The sequence below is a fragment of the Streptomyces sp. CLCI03 genome, from assembly GCF_053615355.1.
Map to the genome: position 1 here is coordinate 7,560,686 of NZ_CM132132.1, position 15,812 is coordinate 7,576,497.

A 15,812-nucleotide genomic window follows, 5' to 3' on the forward strand; every position below is an offset into this window, starting at 1 on the left:
GTGGATCGGTCAGGGCTGGTATTCGTAGCCGATGGTGAACCGGGGCGGCAGACACCACTCCCCGTACTCGATGATCCCTTCCGCGTCCGACCAGCGGTGGGCGCCGGCCAGGATAGGGGAGCCGATCGGCAGTCCCAGTGCGTTGGCCTCTCGGGCGTCGGCGGGGCGGGCGTGCATGTCGTCGCGGGCGTGGGTGATCGTGCGCCCGGTGGCTTCCAGCACTCGGGCGGACAGTCCGTGATTGCGGCCCGGGGCGGTGTTCAGCAGGTCCGGTACGAGGGCGGCGAACGGGGCCGGGTACCAGGTGACGGCGAACACGGTCCGGGTCTTGCCCCGGCCGGCCAGCCACTCGCGCCGGACTACCTGGTCCCCGGGTTCCAGGTCGAAGATCTCCGCCACATACAGCGGCGGGATGATCAGTTCGGCGGCCGTCACTCGGCTTGTCTCGCCCTCTGCCAGGAACGACTTGACCCGCTGGACCCGGGCCAGCCGGTCCCGCGCCGACAGCGTCCAGCGAGGGTCGTCGGCGACGTAGGTGCCGCGCGGGGTGGTGCGGATGAAGTTCTCGACCTGGAGGGCCTGCAAGGCTCGGGAGACGGTGGCGGCCGCGGCCTGCCACTGGCCGGCGATCTCCCGGTTCGTCGGCAGCTTGGCGCCCGGCTCAAGCTCTCCCGACAGGATGCGTTCCCGGAAGTGATCCGCGATCTTCGTGAACGTCTTGGGACTGGGCATAAGGCGTGCCCCTCCGTTGAGTTGACGTGATGTCAGTGGGAGCACACTAGTGCACTGCGAACCGTAGCGGGAGTGCTTCGGCCACTCGAATACTGAACTAGAGCACCGGCCTGTCAAGAGGTCGGCCATGTGACGTTCGAGAGGTGGCGATGTGCAATGACGGAGCCGACCAGGTACTCCACCCAGCCGGTCGAACTCCCCTTGCGCCTGGAACTGGAGCCGACTCCCGTTGAAGGCTGCGCGGGCTGCGCCGAACTGGCCAACGTACGCGACCGGGCCCGCACGTTCGGCGACATGGCCACCGTCAGCGACTGCAACGTCTACATGCGACGCCACCCCGAGGGTCACCAGTGAGCCCCCGCGCCGTATACCGGCACATCACCCGCACCATCCGCCACGCCCCTGAAGGCGGCATCACCTACGAGGCGTTCTGCACCGCTGCCAACTGCGAAGCCGAATCCGGACCTCACGCCGAGCAGGAAGCCGCACAGGACTGGGCACTCCGCCACACCGGACGCACCGGTCACAACCTGTTCAGACGCGTCTTCACCGACCACGCCAAGGTCACCCGAGCCGAATAGAACCACCACCCCCAGCCTGAACAGGACCCACAACCCGCAGACCATCGCCCCAGGCCAGCAGCCAGCCGGACGCTCGGCAACCGACCACGGCGTACCGCCGAAGCAAGATGCGTCCAAACTTTCTCTACGTCTTCAAGGCGACCCGCTGACGCGGGTCGCGCGCGGCACGGCCGCTCACCCGGCCCGCTCTCGGCTTCGCCACCGCGGGCCGGCCAGCGACCAGGCCGCGCAGAAACAGCGCAGCGTTGCGCCGGAAGCGAGGGGAAGGCGGATGCGCCCGCACGACGAGCGCCAGGCGGACGGTCGGGCGATGGCGGGGAGTTGGCCGGGGCGGAGGCCCGGAGGTGGGGTCGGTCGGCTCCGTGGGCTTTACCCACCTCCCCGGGTCGGGGCCCTCGTCGGGCAAGGCCAGGGGGCCACTCGTTCAAATTCCGGGCAGGATCACGACCTGCCCGAGTTGCCGTGCCGGCGTACGGCCCCCTGACCATGCCCGACCCCAACCCGGGCAGGACACCGGCCAAAGCCCACTCCACCGCCCTCACGCGCGTAGCCGTCTGACGGCAACGCCGACGGCAACAGGGGCGTACAGAGGGGAACTTCCACGCACATCCACGGACTGGCCGAATTGCGCTGACCTGCAAAAACGCAGATGACGGCACCTCAGCCAGCACACGTACTATGTGCTCGCAGGCGCCGCGCCAGTCCTAGTCCATAACTGTGATGGGGTGGCAACGGTCCATTTGGACCCAGAGAAGAAACACGCCTTGATCACCGTGCAGGCGCATGACGGCGAAGTCATGCACACTGAGCAGTGGGGAGGGGTTGATGTGGCCACCAACGGAGTCAGGCATTTTAAACCCGAGACCCTTTCTCCGTTCACCATCAACGTACGAGTTGAACTTCCGCGAGTTCAAGGGGCCCTGTCCTACATCGAAACGCAGATCAGCCGAACGGCTAAAGGGACGTACCCGCCCTACAGTCTCGGTAGGCAGAGCTGTGTAACGTACTGCATGAACGTACTTGAGGCTGGCGGAATCGAAGGACTTCCCAAGACTACGGGCCGCGCGACAGACTGGCTCCGAGAACATCATGGTTGATGAAAGGAGCGGAGTGTCAGTACCGCCGAACTGGGGATGGCTGGATGAGATGCCGGATGAATGGGATCCTCCAGAGGAGCTGTTGGCCCCATCCAACTCCATCGAAAATAATCTAGCTATCAAGATCCTTTCGTCCGAACTTGTCGGAGCTAAGATCTCAGAGTGGACAGGCCGCTTCATCGTGGAGCAATCGCTCCTTTCGGTTTGGCTTCACGAAGCCAAGCAGGGCGATGCGGAGATGGCTGTGCGCCTTTCAGGGGAAGCGCTTGAGCAGACACGTCTCGTCTTTGAGGCGTGGAAGCCGCTTGAAACGCTTTTGTCTCCGCACGGTGCGCGCCCTGACGGTCGTAATGAGGTTCGGGAGCAGGCTGCCAGATTGGTGGCCACACTTCGGCGGTCTGTTGATGCACTGAGAGCCATGCGTGGTCTTACCTCTTGAATTTCGGCAAACGAGCTGGAGGCGGTGGCAGGGATCGCCGTTTGATGGCTTGACGGCAGTCGTGACGGCAACGCTGGTGGCGCTGCACAGGCCTGGGGTGACGGGACGTGGACCGCACCCAGGCGTCTGCGTCGGACGAGCAACCACACCTGCTACCCAACCAACGGTCCTGGCCTACCGCCGGGGCCGTTGGCGCGTCCAAACTTTCTTTACGTCTTCAAGGCGACCCGCTGACGCGGGTCGCGCGCGGCACGGCCGCCCACCCGGCCCGCTCTCGGCTCCGCCACCGCGGGCCGGCCAGCGACCAGGCCACGCAGAAACAGCACAGCGTTGCGCCGGAAGCGAGGAGAAGCCGGACACGCCAGCACGGCGAACGCCAGGCCGATGGCGTGGCGACGGCAGGGAGTTGGTCAGGGCGTAGGCCTGGAGGTGGGGCCGGTCGGCTCCGTGGGCTTTACCCACCTCCCCGGGTCGGGGCCCGCGTCGGGCAAGGCCAGGGGGCCACTCGTTCAAATTCCGGGCAGGATCACGACCTGCCCGAGTTGCCGGGCCGGCGTACGGCCCCCTGACCATGCCCGACCCCAACCCGGGCAGGACACCGGCCAAAGCCCACTCCACCGCCCTCACGCACGTAGCCGTCTGACGGCAACGCCGACGGCAACACAGGCGCACCACGGGGCACTTCCACGCACACCCACGGACAGGCCGGAATTCGCTGACCAGCGAAAACGCAGCTGACGCCCGCCCGGCGAGCACACGTACTATGTGCTGGCTGGGGTCACCCCGGTCCTCGTCCATAACTGTGGTGGTACCGCTACGGTTCTCTATGACCCTGATGTTCCACCTACCGGACACGCCGTGATTCGAATTGACATGGCCGACGGTTGATCGCGACTCACCGAGCAGTTTATCCACGGGCCTCCCACCAGGCAGGGCGGACTTACCGGCCGTGCGACCACAGGCGCGGACGCTATTGCTGGCGATCTTGGCCCTAACACAAGGTCGCTCACTTTCGACCTCCCCGATGCAGAAGCGGCCTACGAGGCTCAGAGAGGGACCATTGGTGCGGACCTTGGCGGGTACGACGGGTTTGATAATAGCTGTGTGACCTATTGCTTCGACATCCTGCGGGCTGGCGGGGTTAATCTCCCTGAAGGGCGTCGCGGGATGGCCGTGTTACGAGGAAGGATGAACAGAGGGTGAGTCAGGTGGGCGGCCCGTCGCAGTACACCAGAGTATTGACGGAGATTATTGTCAGCCCGATCGTTGGTGGATTGCACCTCCGTCGAGTTGGTGAACTTCTCGTTGCGCGCGACGAGCTGAACGAGCGATTTCTGGATCGAAGTAAGCGGAAATTCTCGGATTCCGAGTTCGACGAAATGATCGTTCAGTCGTCAGAACTTGATGACGAATACGTCCGTGTGTGGCGATCTTGCCAAGAAGGAACTCGTGAGTGGCGTCACTCTGAAGGCTTGCCGTCGTTGGCTCTCGCGCTGAAGCAAGCCGCCGATTACTACCGTGGTGTTGCATCAGCCGCCTGATGCTGAACAGGAATGGAAATCGAGCGGCCCCACCAGGTTCATTCTGGTGGGGCCGCTTGCGTGCGCTGGGGGCGCCTGACGGCAGTAGTTGACGGCAACGTCAGCGGACGGGTGCTGCACAGAGCGGCGGTTCGCCGCGGTCGTCGGGCTGTCTGGTGGCGTCGTCGGAGCGCCGGAGAGCGCGGCCGAGGAGGTCGATGGCGTCGCGCTGGAGCCGGAGCCGGAGCCGGAGCCGGAGTCGGACGTGGGCGTAGACGGTGGCGGTGACGCCGATGTGGGCGTGGCCGAGGAGTTCTTTGATCACGACGAGTTCGACGCCTTGCTCCAGGAGCAGGGTGGCGGTGGAGTGCCGTAGGCCGTGGAAGCGGATGCGGCGGAGTCCGGCCTGATCGAGGAGGGCGCGGAAGCTGCGATTGAGGTTCGCCGAATCGATCGGCCCTCCTGCCGGCGTGCTGAAGACGAGGCCGTTGTCCTTCCAGCCCTCCACTGCACCGTCACGCTCTCGGTCCTGTACGTCACGGTGTTCCTTCAACGAATGGATGCACTCGCTGGGGAGGGCGATGCGTCGTTCGGATGCGCGGGTCTTGGTGGGCAGGGCGGTCAGGCCGCCGGTCTGGGTGCGCTGGAGGGTGCGGCGAATGCTGGCAGTGCCTGTCTGGAGGTCAAGGTCTTCCCACTGAAGGCCGAGGAGTTCGCCCTTGCGGAAGACCTGCTCCACACCGCACTGGTCGTCCTTGCAGACCAGGCTTACGACGACGCGCAGCATCTGGGGGACCAGTTCCTCGCAGAGGCTGACTCCTCCACCTGGGGGGTTTTCGACCGAATGCCCCCGCTCACATGGACAGCCGACCACCGCTGGCGTCGTCGCATGGCGCGTGCCTTCGACGACCTGGCCGCCGACCTTGCCAGGGGAAACTGGCCCAACCCCAACTGCACCGCGGAGGAGATGGCACTGCACCTGGCCATCGAAGACGCCCCGACCTACCTCGAAGACCGCCCTGCAGAGGACGACCACAACGCCCTCCCGGAACACGAGGACGACTACGGCTGGGACAGCTGCTCCGACCTGATGTTCCAGGACCACGATGTCCTGATGCTCTTCCACTCCAAGTTCACCGGCATCGAGGACCCCGACCACCCCGCGAACCAGTTCCTGGGTGTGGGCGACCTTCGAGAGGCTGCCTGGTTCGACCCGTTCGACAACCGCGGCATCCGGGACCCCCGGCGAGGCTTCCGGCGATGGACCACAGTTCCTCGCGCTGGTCTGCTGGGGCCAGTGCGAGGAACTCCTCCCCGGCGCCGCCTACTGCGCCCAGTCGATGCCGAGGTCTGCGAGCGTGCCGAGTTGCGCCTGGCGAGCTCGGCGCGAGATTCCGGTGCAGAGGCCGTCGTGGTCGGTAGTCAGTGGCATGTCCGGGCTAGCGGCAACGTTCGTTCCGTTTCTCCGTCCGCATGGAGGAACCGTTCGGCTTCCTGACGGATTCGCTCCCATTGTTCGTGTGTCCTGAGTCCCTGGGCGGTCCAGACGGTGGCGCCCTCGTCAGCGGTCAGGCGGTTGAGCAGGTCGTTCATGCGGGTGAGGTCGGACAGTGCTTCGGGGGCGAGCCACCCCACGTCGCCGAGTTGCGGTGCCATCACGACGGCGTCATCGAAGTTCAGCGCGATCTCGTCGACCGGGACGTCGTGCTTCTCCAGCCAGGCCAGCTGGTCGGGTGCGGGTGCCGCCAGCAGCGCCACGGCGGCCAGGAGCTGCCGGTACGGGCCTTCTCCGGTCGTGTTGTTCATGATCCGATCATGTCAGCGGGCTGGCCGACTGTCGCACGGTTTCGCACGGACGTGACAGGCCACCACCCGGGCCGGGGTACTGAGGGCAGGTGATGAAGCCGTCGAACCGTTTCTCCGTCTTCTCGTCGGAGAGGTCACCGCCGATGGCGTGCCACCGTGTGAACTTCATGGCGAAGGACAGCCGGATACAAAAGGCTTCGGACATGTAGTTGACCACGGCGAATGCCGTCCCACCCGCGTCCTCGGACGGGCCGAGTTCCTCGATCAGACGACGAAGCACCGGGACTACGGCCCCCTCCTCCAGCCAGCACTCCCGGACGGCTGCGACGACGCCTCGTCGCCGCGCGAGGTAAGCGGACATTTCCGCCGAACCCGGCCCGAGGGTGGCTTCCGACTCTCCCCAGCACTGCCGGGCCCTGGCACCAATGCGCTGCAGTCGCGCATCGCCATCCTGTTCGTCCCTTGTGGGTTCTGGCCGCACGGATCCTCCCCTTCCCATTCGGTGCGCCAGCCCTTCTGTCACACCACGGAGACCTTCATAGTCGGCCTGGTGACGGGCGATTCCGTTGGGCCGTTGCCGCACGGCCCGGATCCTCCAGCGGGCGGCACCGTCGGCCTGGCCCGGCATCGCCGCCGCGATGGGCGGTTTTCGATGCCGCGGTGATCGACGTCGCCCGGGTCCTCACCGATGCCCACCGGCCGGGTCCGGGCCGGGGCCAGGCCGTCGCCGCGGCCGCCGCCAACACCCCCGCCCCCACGACGGTCCCGGCCGCTCCTACCGCCCCGGCTACCGCAGGCGGAGTCCGGGTTCCGGCCGACGACCCGTGGGCACCGCCCACCCGAACGGTCCCATGCGGCATCGGGCCACGAATTCTCAGGAGCACCCGTCTGGCCGACCTGGTGAACACTCTCGACCCCAAGCTCGTCGCCGCGGTCCTCGGCATGCACCCCGAAGGCATCATGATCTACTTTTCGGACCCTGCCGATGCAGGACGCCTGCCCGACCAGCAAGAACGGAGACAGTAAGGTGCGACACCTCACCCGATCCTTCGCAGTAGGAGCGTTGCACCGCGGGAGGCAGGTCGAGCAATTCCTCGGCGGCTTCGAACACGAGGGCCGCCAGGCGCTTCGCTGGATCGCCCTCGGCCCAGACCGCCAGGGCATCACCATCTTCCTGAGCGAAGTGGAAGACGCTGGCACCACCACCTACTCGGCCATCGACAACTTCCCTCCGATCGATCCCGGTGACGAGACCTGGGGCAAGGTCATCGCCACGAAGTCGACCCCCGAGGAGGCACTCGACCTTGCCGAGAGCGAGCTCGGGGCTCGACCAGACCGCTGGGTCAACGAGGCCGTTGTCTGCTCCGAGTACCACGATTACAAGATGGCGGCGCAAGACGAACTCCCGACGCCGTGAGGTTTCGGCGCCGCCTCGCACACGTTCGCCGGAACATGTGCGCTTTGCCGAAGGACTCGTTGGAGGCGATGGTGACGCTGTTCTTCTCCTCGCGTTCGGTCAGGACCTGGAAGAGGAGTTCGGCGCCGCGGCGGTCGAGTTCCATGTAGCCGAGCTCCTCGAGTACCTCTTCGGTCCGGGGGAGCGGGACGAGCACGTCGACCCCATCTTGTTGCTGCCCGGGATCCGGACCTGCCCTGCCCGGCCCGCGACCCCGGCCGGATGACGCTCGCCGGCCCGGGCCTGCTCCTGGACGCCCCCGTCGAAGCTTTGCGCGGCCCGCGCCCGGCCGAGCACGTGTGGCACGCCGACGCGCGCACCTGCCGTCACTCGACCCGGCCGGAGCGGATGCTGCGCCCGGCCCAGCGGCCTCAACCTGTCGCCAGACGTCGGGTATCCGTCCCGGCGCCGGTCGTTTCGTGGGCACGCACGGCGGGGGAGCGGCCGGATTCGAACCGGTTTCCCACTGAGCAAGAGGGCACGTCTACCTCTGCGCTACACCCCCGCGGTACGCGCACCTTATGAGTTCCCGCCCTGACCCCTGGTTTTCGAACCTGCCGTTCGCAACCGTCCTGCGCAGGGCAACGCCCGCCTCCGAGGGCCCCGGCCTGTCTGCTGGTCGATACGGCCCGACGGGTACCGGCGGAGCCGTATGCGAGCCGCCCGTGGGCGGAAATGCGCGGCCGGGTGGTCAGGTCGTCTCGGCGAAGTCGCGGAGGCCAGCGCCGCCCCGTAGAAAACCCGCCCGGACCACGGCCCGGATGGCCTCGATCACCGGCCCTTGGTCACCTGGCCGCATCATGGCGAGCGGGACCTTGACTTCCGGTTCGCCGGCCTGACGACAGCGGATCACCTACCTGAGGCGCCCTGCCTCCTTCACCTCGCAGCCCGCCCCTACGCGACGTCCGGCGATCGCCGGCAGCCCAGGCTGTCCCCAGCCCCCCAAAAAAGAGCAACTACACGCGAACAAACAACCGTTGGACCGCTCCCGACCCCCCTTGAGGATGCGCCCTCGCCATGAGCGCCGAACCCGGCCCGCTGTGATCCCCGGGGCGGAAATCACCTGCGTACGCCGTCCCTTCGGTCTGTAGGGTGGCGGGCGACCAGTACAAGAAAGCTCGCCTCGGGCGGCTCTGCCCACAGGGGGATCCACCACCATGCGCACGTTCGTAGCCGCTGCCGCGGTCTCGTCCGCGATCATTCTCGGCCTCTCCACCACCGTGCCCGCCCACGCCGCCGAACCCGATGGGCCGGCGGACGCGGGCTTCGTCTCCGACGCCCTCACACCCGCCGACCTTTCCGAGGAGGGGGCCATCTTCGGCGAGGAAGGCCCTGACTCCGCCGCGGTCTCGCAGCCGCAGGGCGCTCCGAGCGCCGGCGTTTTCTACACCAACGGCGACAACGTCCACATATCCAGCACGGCCCCGGCCGCCGCGTCCGGGCACGGTTGGTGGGTCAAGATCAGCGGTCCCGGCACCAAGGCCAAGGTCACCATCGAGCTGCAGGCACTGGACTACCGCGACAACAAGTGGAAGACCGTCGCCACCGGCAGCAAGACGGTGTACTCCGGTACCGGCAGCGCCAACCGCGCCGCCGCCCGCAAGGTCTGCACGAACCGCATCATGCAGGTGCAGTGGCGCAGCCGGATCGACGTGGACATCATCGGTGTCAATGACTCGCCGGAGAAGGCCGTCACCAAGACCCAGAAGCTGTGGTGCGGCGCGTTCTGACGCCCTGACTTGTCGTTCTGACGCAACCTCGGTGTCCTGCCCCTGCGATCGGGGCAGGACACCGCCCCAGCGAGCACGAGGAGAGCGCCGTGCCGGAAGCCTCCATTCCCGCCCCCATGATCATGGGGGTCCACGGCGTACTCGCCCTGCACCCCTGGGTGAACGCCGAGACCCAGGACGTCTTCGCACTCGCAGTCAGGCGTACGGTCGCCTACGGCTGGAGCTCCTTCCACGCAGCAGGGCCGCACGGCGTGCGCTGGGGCCACAACGACGCGGGTGGCGACTGGGGACAGCAGGGGCGCGACCGCCGGACGGGCGAGGCCGAGAGGGTGCGCCAACTCGCCTGGCTGCAGGTCGACGTCGCCGACGCACCGCCGGGGCAGCGCCTGCCCGTGCTCCCGATGGCCACCGTGCTCGGCGACGCCCTCCACCGCGTCGGCGACTTCCGCCTCACCGGCCTGCACACCGTAGCCCCCTTGTACGAGGCACGGGACGCCCGCGCCGACCTGGCCGTGGCCGCCGAGTGGTTCGCCCTCGCCGATCCCGTCCGCTCGGCCGGGTTCACCGTCTCGGTCGCCGGCACGAAGACCGCCGACCTCCCAGGTCGGATGCCCGAGATCCTCGCGGCCGCCCGTGAGAGCTCGTACGGGCAACTCACCATCGAGCCGGAGCCGTCCGATGACGCCACCTTGGAGTCCGGGCTGGCGCTGCCCCTGGCCGGGGAGACGGAAACGGGCCACCTCCGGTACGGGCAGTCCTTCCGCTGCACCGCCCGCGAATGGTCGCTGGACTGCGCCACCTGGGTCACTGAGATCCTCATCGACGCTCTCCGCGCGACAGGCGTCACCCAGCCGGCGCTCGTCAAGGTGTCGAGGACCCCGCGCGTCGGCGGCGCCCAGGTCCTGTCCGGCGGATCAGGGCGGTAGCCGTAGTCGTTCCTTCTCCACGCCGGCCGCAGTGAGCAACGGTGACGGCCGACACCCCGCTGACCGCGCTCGTGGAGGCGGCGGAGGCTGCCGCCGACTGGCACCGGGTTCCCGTTCCGCTGGCTGCGCATACCCGGCACTCGACGTACCGGACATGGATGTCCTGATCGGGCTCGTCGACGAGAACCGCACCTGAGCACGGTCCGCCCCCGGTCCGCCCCGTCACCGCTTCCTGGCGCCGGGCCGGGTTCGGCTGAGCGTCCCGAACCGACGTCCAACTCCGAAGCCCTCGCCGAGGCAGCGCAGACCCCACCGGCTGGTGATGACCATCAACGACGCCGCCCGCCGCGCCACCCAGGCGGGTCGTCGACGACCCGGGTACGGGGCGTCGCCACCATCGGCCGTCGCTGAGACCGCACACCGGCCCTGCATCGAACCGGAGAAAGGGATCGACGCCGACGACGAGCGTCGACTGCTGGACGCGGCACGGTTCGCGGCACCGCACCTCCTGCGCGCCCTGAACCTGCCGGAGGCCGAGCGGCGCATGCGACGGGACACGCTGCGCGCGGTGCTCCACCGTTCCGGCCCGCCCGCCGACGAGGCCGCGGACCTGCTGGGACTGCGGCCCGGTACGGAGTTCTGCCTCACCGCCTTCGCGCCCGCCCTGCCGGCGGGCGCGGATCCGGCGCTGCTCACGCAGGCCGAGTGGGTGCTGATGCGGCACTGCGCCGCGCACCGGGCGACCGCGACCGTGGCCGCCGCCGCCCACGCCGTGTACGTCCTGCTGCCCGCGACGGGGCAGGCGGCGGGCCACCGGTTCGCGGACGGCGCGCTCGCGGCCGTCCGCCGATCGGTGGGTGACGGCGCGCGGGCGGCGGTGTCCGGGCCGTACACCGACCTCGGCCGGTCCGCCGCACTGTGCCGCGAGGTGGACGGCATCCTGCGGGCCACCGCGCACCGGGGTCCGGGTCGGCCGGTCGCCACGACCTCCGACGTACGGCACCGGATCCTGCTGGACCGCCTGGGCGACGAGCTGGAGCGGGACGCCTGGCTGCGACTGCCGGAGGTCGACGCGCTGCTGGCCCACGACCGCGCCCAGGGCACCGACTACGCGAACACGGCGATCGCCTGGCTCGACGCGACGGGCGACATCGCCTCCGCCGCGGCCCGGCTGAAGCTGCACCCCAACACACTGCGCCACCGGCTGCGGCGGATCCGCGAGCTGTTCCACCTCGAACTCGACGATCCGGACGTACGGCTCGCCGCCTGGCTGGAACTCAGGCGCGCGGCACCGGCGGACGGCTCTGTCCGGCGGGCGGAGGAACCCGGCCGCGGGTGACGGCGGGCACGCCGGCTGCTCCCGCGGCGGGCGGTCATTCCGTGGCGGCGTCCGTGCCTCGCCCCGCACGGGCGTCGAGGACCGCGGCGGTGAAGCCCGCCAACTGCGCCCGGAGTTCCTCGCGGGGGACCTCCTTGTCGCCCGCCAGGTACGCGACCAGATCGGCCCGGGTGGCCGCGAGCAGCGCGTGGGCGGTGAAGTCGGTGTCGGCCGGACCGGGGACGCGCCGCAGCAGGTCCCGGAGCAGCGTGTGCCAGTGCTCGTAGTGCTCGGTCCGGTAGGGGCTGTCGGCGCCGCTTCCCTCCAACGCCAGGGCGAGGTGGCGGTTGTCGAGCTTGAAGCACAGGAGGGCGTCGAGCAGGGCCGGTACGCGCAGGGGTGCCGGTGTGGTCGGGCCCAGCGGCTGCGGGCCCCGCTCGACCGCTTCCGTGATCGGTTCGAGCCGTGCCCGGTACAGCGCGCGGATCAGTCCGTCGCGGTCACCGTAGGCGCGGAAGAGCGTCGCCTTGCCGACGCCGGCCGCTGCCGCGATGTCGGCCATGGTCACTTCTTCGGGACTCGCGCACCGGGCGAAGAGGGTGTCGGCGGCGGCGAAGACGGCCGCCCGGTTGCGGACCGCGTCCTTGCGCGGCTTGCGTTCGACGGTCATCGGGTTCCCTCCGGTTTGCGAAACGGACCGGCGGTCCGTATCTTTCGGGAGAGAAGCGGACCGTCGGTCCGTATCGTAGTGGACGGAGAACCGTCGTGCCCACGACCACCTCACCCTCACCCTCGGATCTGTACCGCCAGAGCCTCCGCCTGCTCCTGGACAAGGACATCGCCTCCTGGGTCGGCCTGTGGGCCGAACACGGCGTCATGGAGTTCCCCTTCGCGCCCGCGGGTCGGCCACGGCGCCTGGAGGGGCGGGAGGCCGTCGCCGCCTACATGCGCGACTATCCCGACCACATAGACCTGCACGACTTCCCCGACCTGCTGATCCACGAGACCACCGACCCGAGCACCATCGTGGTCGAGATGCGCGGAGTGGGCCGGCTCGTCGCGACCGGGAACCCCTTCGACATGACCTACATCGCCGTCGTGACCGTCCAGGACGGGCGGTTCACCTCGTACCGCGACTACTGGAACCCCCTTGCCGTCCAGGAACCCGGGGCGGCCTTCACCACGCACGCCACCAGGAGCAGCGCCCGATGACCGCCACCACCCCCACCACCCTGGTCATCGGCGCCACCGGCACCACCGGCAGCCGCACCACGGCCCACCTCGTCGCCGCCGGCCGGCGCGTCAAGGCCGGCAGCCGCCGGGCCGCACCGGTCCCGGGCGCCGAGCCGGTCCGCTTCGACTGGTACGACCCCGGCTGCTTCGCCGACGCCGTGGCCGGAGCCGACAGCGTCTACCTCGTGCCACCCGTCGGCGATCCCGACCCGGCGGCGGTCATGCTGCCCTTCCTCGACCGGGCCCGCGCCGCCGGAGTGCGCCGCGCCGTACTGCTGAGCTCCTCGGCGATCCCCGAGGGCGGCCCGGCGGTCGGACAGGTCCACCGAGCTCTGCCCGGCCTGTTCGACGCGTGGGCGGTACTGCGTCCCTCCTGGTTCATGCAGAACTTCACCGGCGCCCACGCCCACGCGGACAGCATCCGCGCCGACGGCGTCATCCGGACCGCGGCCGGGACCGGACGCGTGGGATTCGTCGACGCGGAGGACATCGCCGCCGTCGCGGCCCGCGCCCTCACCGACGACCGGGCGCCCGACGCCGACCTCGTCCTCACCGGACCGCGGGCACTGAGCCACGACGACATCGCCGCACTCCTCACCGAGGTCACCGGGCGTCAGGTGGTCCACCACCACCTGACCTACGAGGCCATGCGCGACCGCCTGGCCGCGGCCGTCCCGCCGGCGTTCGCCGCGATGCTGGCCGGGATGGACCGGTCCATCGCCGAAGGAGCCGAGGACCGCACCACGGACACCGTCCACCGCCTCACCGGCCGCCCGCCCCACGACTTCCTGACGGTCGCCGTACGGGAACTCGCCGCCCGGTCTGCCCCGATGGTCTAGGCGGTGTGGTCGAGGATCGCTGCCGCGACGGTCGACCGGTCGGCGCGATCGACACCGTGCCCGGCGTCCGGCAGGACCAACAGCCGTGCCCCCGGGATCCGTTCCGCGAGCGCCTCACCGTGCCGGAGCGGGAACATCGGATCGGCGCTCCCGTGGATCACCAGCGTGGGGACGGCGATCGAGGACAGGGGGGCCTGCGGGACGGTGCCGTCCCTCAGCACGTCGTGGTGGGAGGCCGCGCCGGCATCGTACGCGCGCTCGACATCGCGGCGGACGAGGGCGCGGGCGGCGGCCTCGTCGAACGGGCGCCGCCCTCCCGCGAGCACGCCCGCGTAGGCCACTTCGTGCTCGATCACCGACTCGACATCCGACCGGTCGACCCGGGCGGCCGAGGCGAACCGGAGGAACTCCTCGGTCGGCGGAGGGAGGTCCGCCGGCAGGCCCGGGGGCAGCTCGTCGGCGGGCACGGCGGGGGAGGTGCTGATCAGGACGAGCGACCGGACACGGTCGGCGTGATCGAGCGCGAGCAGCTGCGCGAACGCCCCTCCGGCCGAGACGCCCACGACGTGCGCGGCCGGGATCTCATGGGCGGTGAGCACGCGGGCGGCGTCGGCGACCAGGTCCGCGCCGGTGTACTCGGGGCGGCCCGGCCCGTAGGTGACCGACCGGCCCGTGTCGCGGTGGTCGTAGCGGATCACGAACCGCCCGCCCGCGGCCAGCATCCGGCAGAAGCCTTCGTCCCACCAGAGCATCGAAGCCCCCAGGCCCATGATGAGCAGGACGGGCGGATCCGCCGGATCGCCGAAGGACTCGGTGCACAGCTCGATGCCGTCCACCTCGATCACGCGCTCGGCCATCACCGCACCTCCTCGCCCGTCCCATCATGCCCACGTACGGGAGGCACCGGTCAGGCGGATGCTCCCGCCGCCGCGGACAGCAGCACGTCCACGAGTCGGTCCGCGGCGTCCGGCCGCCCGTACGCACGGGCCCGCGCGGCCATCGCCGTCCGCCCGGCGGGGTCGGTCAGCAGCGGACCGACCGCTTCCGCGAGGGACCGGCCGGTGACCTCACCGAGCAGGGCCACCGCGGCGCCCGCATCCGCCAGGTGCCGCGCGTTGTGCGCCTGCTCGTTCCCGGCCGAGGTGGCCAGCGGCACGAACACCGCGGGCTTGCCCAGCGCGGTCAGCTCGGCCAGCGTCCCCGCTCCGGACCGGGACACCACCACGTCGGCGAGCGCCAGTACGTCCGGCAGCTCCGGCCCGACGAAGCCCGTCAGGTGGTACCGGCCCGCGAGGAACGGATCGAGAGCCGCGGCGGCGGACCGCAGCTCGTCGACGTTGGCGGGCCCGCACTGGTGGATCACGTTCGCGTGGCCCAGCAGCCACGGAAGCACCTCCCGCACCACGCCGTTGATCTGCTGGGCGCCCTGCGCCCCGCCGGTGACGTAGACCGTGGGCAGACGCCGGTCGAACCCCGTCAGGTTCAGCGTGTGCACCGCCTTGTCGGGGTGCCCGGTGAGGATCTCGGGCCGCACCGGGTTCCCGGTGACCACGGCCCGGTCGCGCACCTCGGCCGGCAGCAGCGGGAGCGACGACTCGGAGGACACGGCGATCCGCGTCGCCGAGCCGGCCAGCTTACGGTTCGCCAGCCCCAGTCGGACCGTCTGCTCGTGCAGGACCAGCGGGCGCTTGCACAACCGGGCGGCCAGGCCGGCCGGAACGGCCACGTACCCGCCGGTCGCCAGGACCACGTCCGGCTGGAACTCGGACACGATCGTTCGGGCCTGGGCCACTCCGAGCGGCACCCGCGCCATGTCCTTGACGTTCGCCGCCGAGAGCATCTTCAGGGGATTCGCCGATCGGCGGATCTTCCCCGTGGCGACCGTCCGGAACGCGATGCCCTCGGCCGGGGCGACCCGCGCCTCCAGACCGTCCGCGGTTCCGATCCACAGCACGTCGAGCGTGGCGCCTTCGGCCGCGAGGCGGCCACGCAACGTGCGGACCGCTGTCAGAGCAGGGTAGGTGTGACCGCCGGTCCCCCCACCCGTGACGAGCAGGCGGAAGGGACGGGGGTGCGAGGAAGCGTCCATCCGGTCACCCTACTGTCCGGTCCGTCAGCGACCTCCGATCGGGTGG

The 15,812-nt window shown here is 69.6% G+C and carries 18 protein-coding genes and 2 pseudogenes; 12 read left to right on the forward strand and 8 right to left on the reverse strand.

Features of this window, described 5'->3' with window-relative positions:
• Window positions 1-9 precede the first annotated feature (9 nt).
• Window positions 10-732: a GntR family transcriptional regulator gene (locus ACWG52_RS34785; protein ID WP_453126924.1), complete on the reverse strand. Its 723-nt coding sequence runs from the start codon at window positions 730-732 to the stop codon at window positions 10-12.
• 156 nt (window positions 733-888) lie between these two features.
• Here ACWG52_RS34785 and ACWG52_RS34790 point away from each other — a divergent pair, with 156 nt between their 5' ends.
• The 4 genes from ACWG52_RS34790 to ACWG52_RS34805 all read left to right on the forward strand — a co-directional run bounded on the left by ACWG52_RS34790 (window position 889) and on the right by ACWG52_RS34805 (window position 4,390).
• Complete coding sequence (locus tag ACWG52_RS34790) at window positions 889-1,086, forward strand: hypothetical protein (protein ID WP_453126926.1); 198 nt, start codon at window positions 889-891, stop codon at window positions 1,084-1,086.
• On the forward strand, window positions 1,083-1,313 hold the full coding sequence (locus tag ACWG52_RS34795; protein ID WP_453126927.1) for a DUF7848 domain-containing protein: 231 nt from the start codon (window positions 1,083-1,085) through the stop codon (window positions 1,311-1,313). Before ACWG52_RS34790 ends, ACWG52_RS34795 begins: the two co-directional genes overlap by 4 nt.
• A gap of 1,110 nt (window positions 1,314-2,423) precedes the next feature.
• Window positions 2,424-2,849 carry a hypothetical protein gene (locus ACWG52_RS34800; RefSeq protein WP_389813117.1) on the forward strand — a complete coding sequence of 142 codons (426 nt, stop codon included), beginning with the start codon at window positions 2,424-2,426 and terminating at the stop codon, window positions 2,847-2,849.
• A 1,199-nt stretch (window positions 2,850-4,048) separates the two neighbouring features.
• Window positions 4,049-4,390 (forward strand): hypothetical protein, encoded by a 342-nt coding sequence (locus ACWG52_RS34805; protein WP_453126929.1) that lies wholly within the window; start codon window positions 4,049-4,051, stop codon window positions 4,388-4,390.
• A gap of 100 nt (window positions 4,391-4,490) precedes the next feature.
• On the opposite strand, the pseudogene ACWG52_RS34810 reads toward ACWG52_RS34805, so the two are convergent.
• Window positions 4,491-5,093, reverse strand: a pseudogene (locus tag ACWG52_RS34810) (site-specific integrase); the annotation flags it as partial.
• A gap of 165 nt (window positions 5,094-5,258) precedes the next feature.
• Between ACWG52_RS34810 and ACWG52_RS34815 the strand changes: the two are divergent.
• A complete protein-coding gene (locus ACWG52_RS34815; protein WP_389813122.1) occupies window positions 5,259-5,867 on the forward strand; it encodes a hypothetical protein in 609 nt (202 codons plus the stop codon).
• Here the strand turns inward: ACWG52_RS34815 and ACWG52_RS34820 are convergent.
• Both ACWG52_RS34820 and ACWG52_RS34825 read right to left on the reverse strand, forming a co-directional pair.
• A complete protein-coding gene (locus ACWG52_RS34820; RefSeq protein WP_389813125.1) occupies window positions 5,792-6,175 on the reverse strand; it encodes a hypothetical protein in 384 nt (127 codons plus the stop codon). The genes ACWG52_RS34815 and ACWG52_RS34820 overlap by 76 nt on opposite strands.
• Before the next feature lie 7 nt (window positions 6,176-6,182).
• Entirely contained in the window at window positions 6,183-6,536 is a 354-nt protein-coding gene (locus tag ACWG52_RS34825) for a hypothetical protein (protein WP_390136425.1), read from the reverse strand.
• A gap of 299 nt (window positions 6,537-6,835) precedes the next feature.
• Here ACWG52_RS34825 and ACWG52_RS34830 point away from each other — a divergent pair, with 299 nt between their 5' ends.
• Window positions 6,836-7,201 carry a hypothetical protein gene (locus ACWG52_RS34830; protein ID WP_453126932.1) on the forward strand — a complete coding sequence of 122 codons (366 nt, stop codon included), beginning with the start codon at window positions 6,836-6,838 and terminating at the stop codon, window positions 7,199-7,201.
• 1 nt (window position 7,202) lies between these two features.
• Window positions 7,203-7,592 (forward strand): hypothetical protein, encoded by a 390-nt coding sequence (locus tag ACWG52_RS34835; RefSeq protein ID WP_389813130.1) that lies wholly within the window; start codon window positions 7,203-7,205, stop codon window positions 7,590-7,592.
• Here ACWG52_RS34835 and ACWG52_RS34840 read toward each other — a convergent pair.
• Window positions 7,519-7,755 (reverse strand): annotated as a pseudogene (locus tag ACWG52_RS34840) (ATP-binding protein); the annotation flags it as partial. The gene ACWG52_RS34835 and the pseudogene ACWG52_RS34840 sit on opposite strands and share 74 nt — an antisense overlap.
• A 1,033-nt stretch (window positions 7,756-8,788) precedes the next feature.
• Between ACWG52_RS34840 and ACWG52_RS34845 the strand changes: the two are divergent.
• The 3 genes from ACWG52_RS34845 to ACWG52_RS34855 all read left to right on the forward strand — a co-directional run bounded on the left by ACWG52_RS34845 (window position 8,789) and on the right by ACWG52_RS34855 (window position 11,626).
• Window positions 8,789-9,361 carry a hypothetical protein gene (locus ACWG52_RS34845; protein ID WP_386461127.1) on the forward strand — a complete coding sequence of 191 codons (573 nt, stop codon included), beginning with the start codon at window positions 8,789-8,791 and terminating at the stop codon, window positions 9,359-9,361.
• Window positions 9,362-9,450: 89 nt separating this feature from the next.
• Window positions 9,451-10,287 (forward strand): hypothetical protein, encoded by an 837-nt coding sequence (locus ACWG52_RS34850; protein WP_389813133.1) that lies wholly within the window; start codon window positions 9,451-9,453, stop codon window positions 10,285-10,287.
• A gap of 322 nt (window positions 10,288-10,609) precedes the next feature.
• A complete protein-coding gene (locus tag ACWG52_RS34855; RefSeq protein WP_390166655.1) occupies window positions 10,610-11,626 on the forward strand; it encodes a PucR family transcriptional regulator in 1,017 nt (338 codons plus the stop codon).
• A gap of 34 nt (window positions 11,627-11,660) precedes the next feature.
• On the opposite strand, the gene ACWG52_RS34860 is transcribed toward ACWG52_RS34855, so the two are convergent.
• Window positions 11,661-12,275 (reverse strand): TetR/AcrR family transcriptional regulator, encoded by a 615-nt coding sequence (locus tag ACWG52_RS34860; RefSeq protein ID WP_389813138.1) that lies wholly within the window; start codon window positions 12,273-12,275, stop codon window positions 11,661-11,663.
• A 95-nt stretch (window positions 12,276-12,370) separates the two neighbouring features.
• Between ACWG52_RS34860 and ACWG52_RS34865 the strand changes: the two genes are divergently transcribed.
• On the forward strand, window positions 12,371-12,817 hold the full coding sequence (locus tag ACWG52_RS34865) for a nuclear transport factor 2 family protein (RefSeq protein WP_389813141.1): 447 nt from the start codon (window positions 12,371-12,373) through the stop codon (window positions 12,815-12,817).
• Window positions 12,814-13,677, forward strand: a complete 864-nt coding sequence (locus tag ACWG52_RS34870) for an NAD(P)H-binding protein (RefSeq protein ID WP_389813144.1) — start codon at window positions 12,814-12,816, stop codon at window positions 13,675-13,677. Before ACWG52_RS34865 ends, ACWG52_RS34870 begins: the two co-directional genes overlap by 4 nt.
• On the opposite strand, the gene ACWG52_RS34875 is transcribed toward ACWG52_RS34870, so the two are convergent.
• Both ACWG52_RS34875 and ACWG52_RS34880 read right to left on the reverse strand, forming a co-directional pair.
• Window positions 13,674-14,534 carry an alpha/beta fold hydrolase gene (locus ACWG52_RS34875; protein ID WP_389813147.1) on the reverse strand — a complete coding sequence of 287 codons (861 nt, stop codon included), beginning with the start codon at window positions 14,532-14,534 and terminating at the stop codon, window positions 13,674-13,676. The genes ACWG52_RS34870 and ACWG52_RS34875 overlap by 4 nt on opposite strands.
• 50 nt (window positions 14,535-14,584) lie before the next feature.
• Window positions 14,585-15,766: a UDP-N-acetylglucosamine--N-acetylmuramyl-(pentapeptide) pyrophosphoryl-undecaprenol N-acetylglucosamine transferase gene (locus ACWG52_RS34880; protein WP_375942592.1), complete on the reverse strand. Its 1,182-nt coding sequence runs from the start codon at window positions 15,764-15,766 to the stop codon at window positions 14,585-14,587.
• Window positions 15,767-15,812: the final 46 nt, after the last annotated feature.

Excerpts from the sequence above, each read along its gene's own strand:
- ACWG52_RS34785 (WP_453126924.1), bottom strand. The coding sequence starts at position 732 with ATGCCCAGTCCCAAGACGTTCACGAAGATCGCGGATCACTTCCGGGAA.
- ACWG52_RS34790 (WP_453126926.1), top strand. The coding sequence starts at position 889 with ATGACGGAGCCGACCAGGTACTCCACCCAGCCGGTCGAACTCCCCTTG.
- ACWG52_RS34815 (WP_389813122.1), top strand. The coding sequence starts at position 5,259 with ATGGCGCGTGCCTTCGACGACCTGGCCGCCGACCTTGCCAGGGGAAAC.
- ACWG52_RS34820 (WP_389813125.1), bottom strand. The coding sequence starts at position 6,175 with ATGAACAACACGACCGGAGAAGGCCCGTACCGGCAGCTCCTGGCCGCC.
- ACWG52_RS34825 (WP_390136425.1), bottom strand. The coding sequence starts at position 6,536 with ATGTCCGCTTACCTCGCGCGGCGACGAGGCGTCGTCGCAGCCGTCCGG.
- ACWG52_RS34845 (WP_386461127.1), top strand. The coding sequence starts at position 8,789 with ATGCGCACGTTCGTAGCCGCTGCCGCGGTCTCGTCCGCGATCATTCTC.
- ACWG52_RS34855 (WP_390166655.1), top strand. The coding sequence starts at position 10,610 with ATGACCATCAACGACGCCGCCCGCCGCGCCACCCAGGCGGGTCGTCGA.
- ACWG52_RS34860 (WP_389813138.1), bottom strand. The coding sequence starts at position 12,275 with ATGACCGTCGAACGCAAGCCGCGCAAGGACGCGGTCCGCAACCGGGCG.
- ACWG52_RS34870 (WP_389813144.1), top strand. The coding sequence starts at position 12,814 with ATGACCGCCACCACCCCCACCACCCTGGTCATCGGCGCCACCGGCACC.
- ACWG52_RS34875 (WP_389813147.1), bottom strand. The coding sequence starts at position 14,534 with ATGGCCGAGCGCGTGATCGAGGTGGACGGCATCGAGCTGTGCACCGAG.
- ACWG52_RS34880 (WP_375942592.1), bottom strand. The coding sequence starts at position 15,766 with ATGGACGCTTCCTCGCACCCCCGTCCCTTCCGCCTGCTCGTCACGGGT.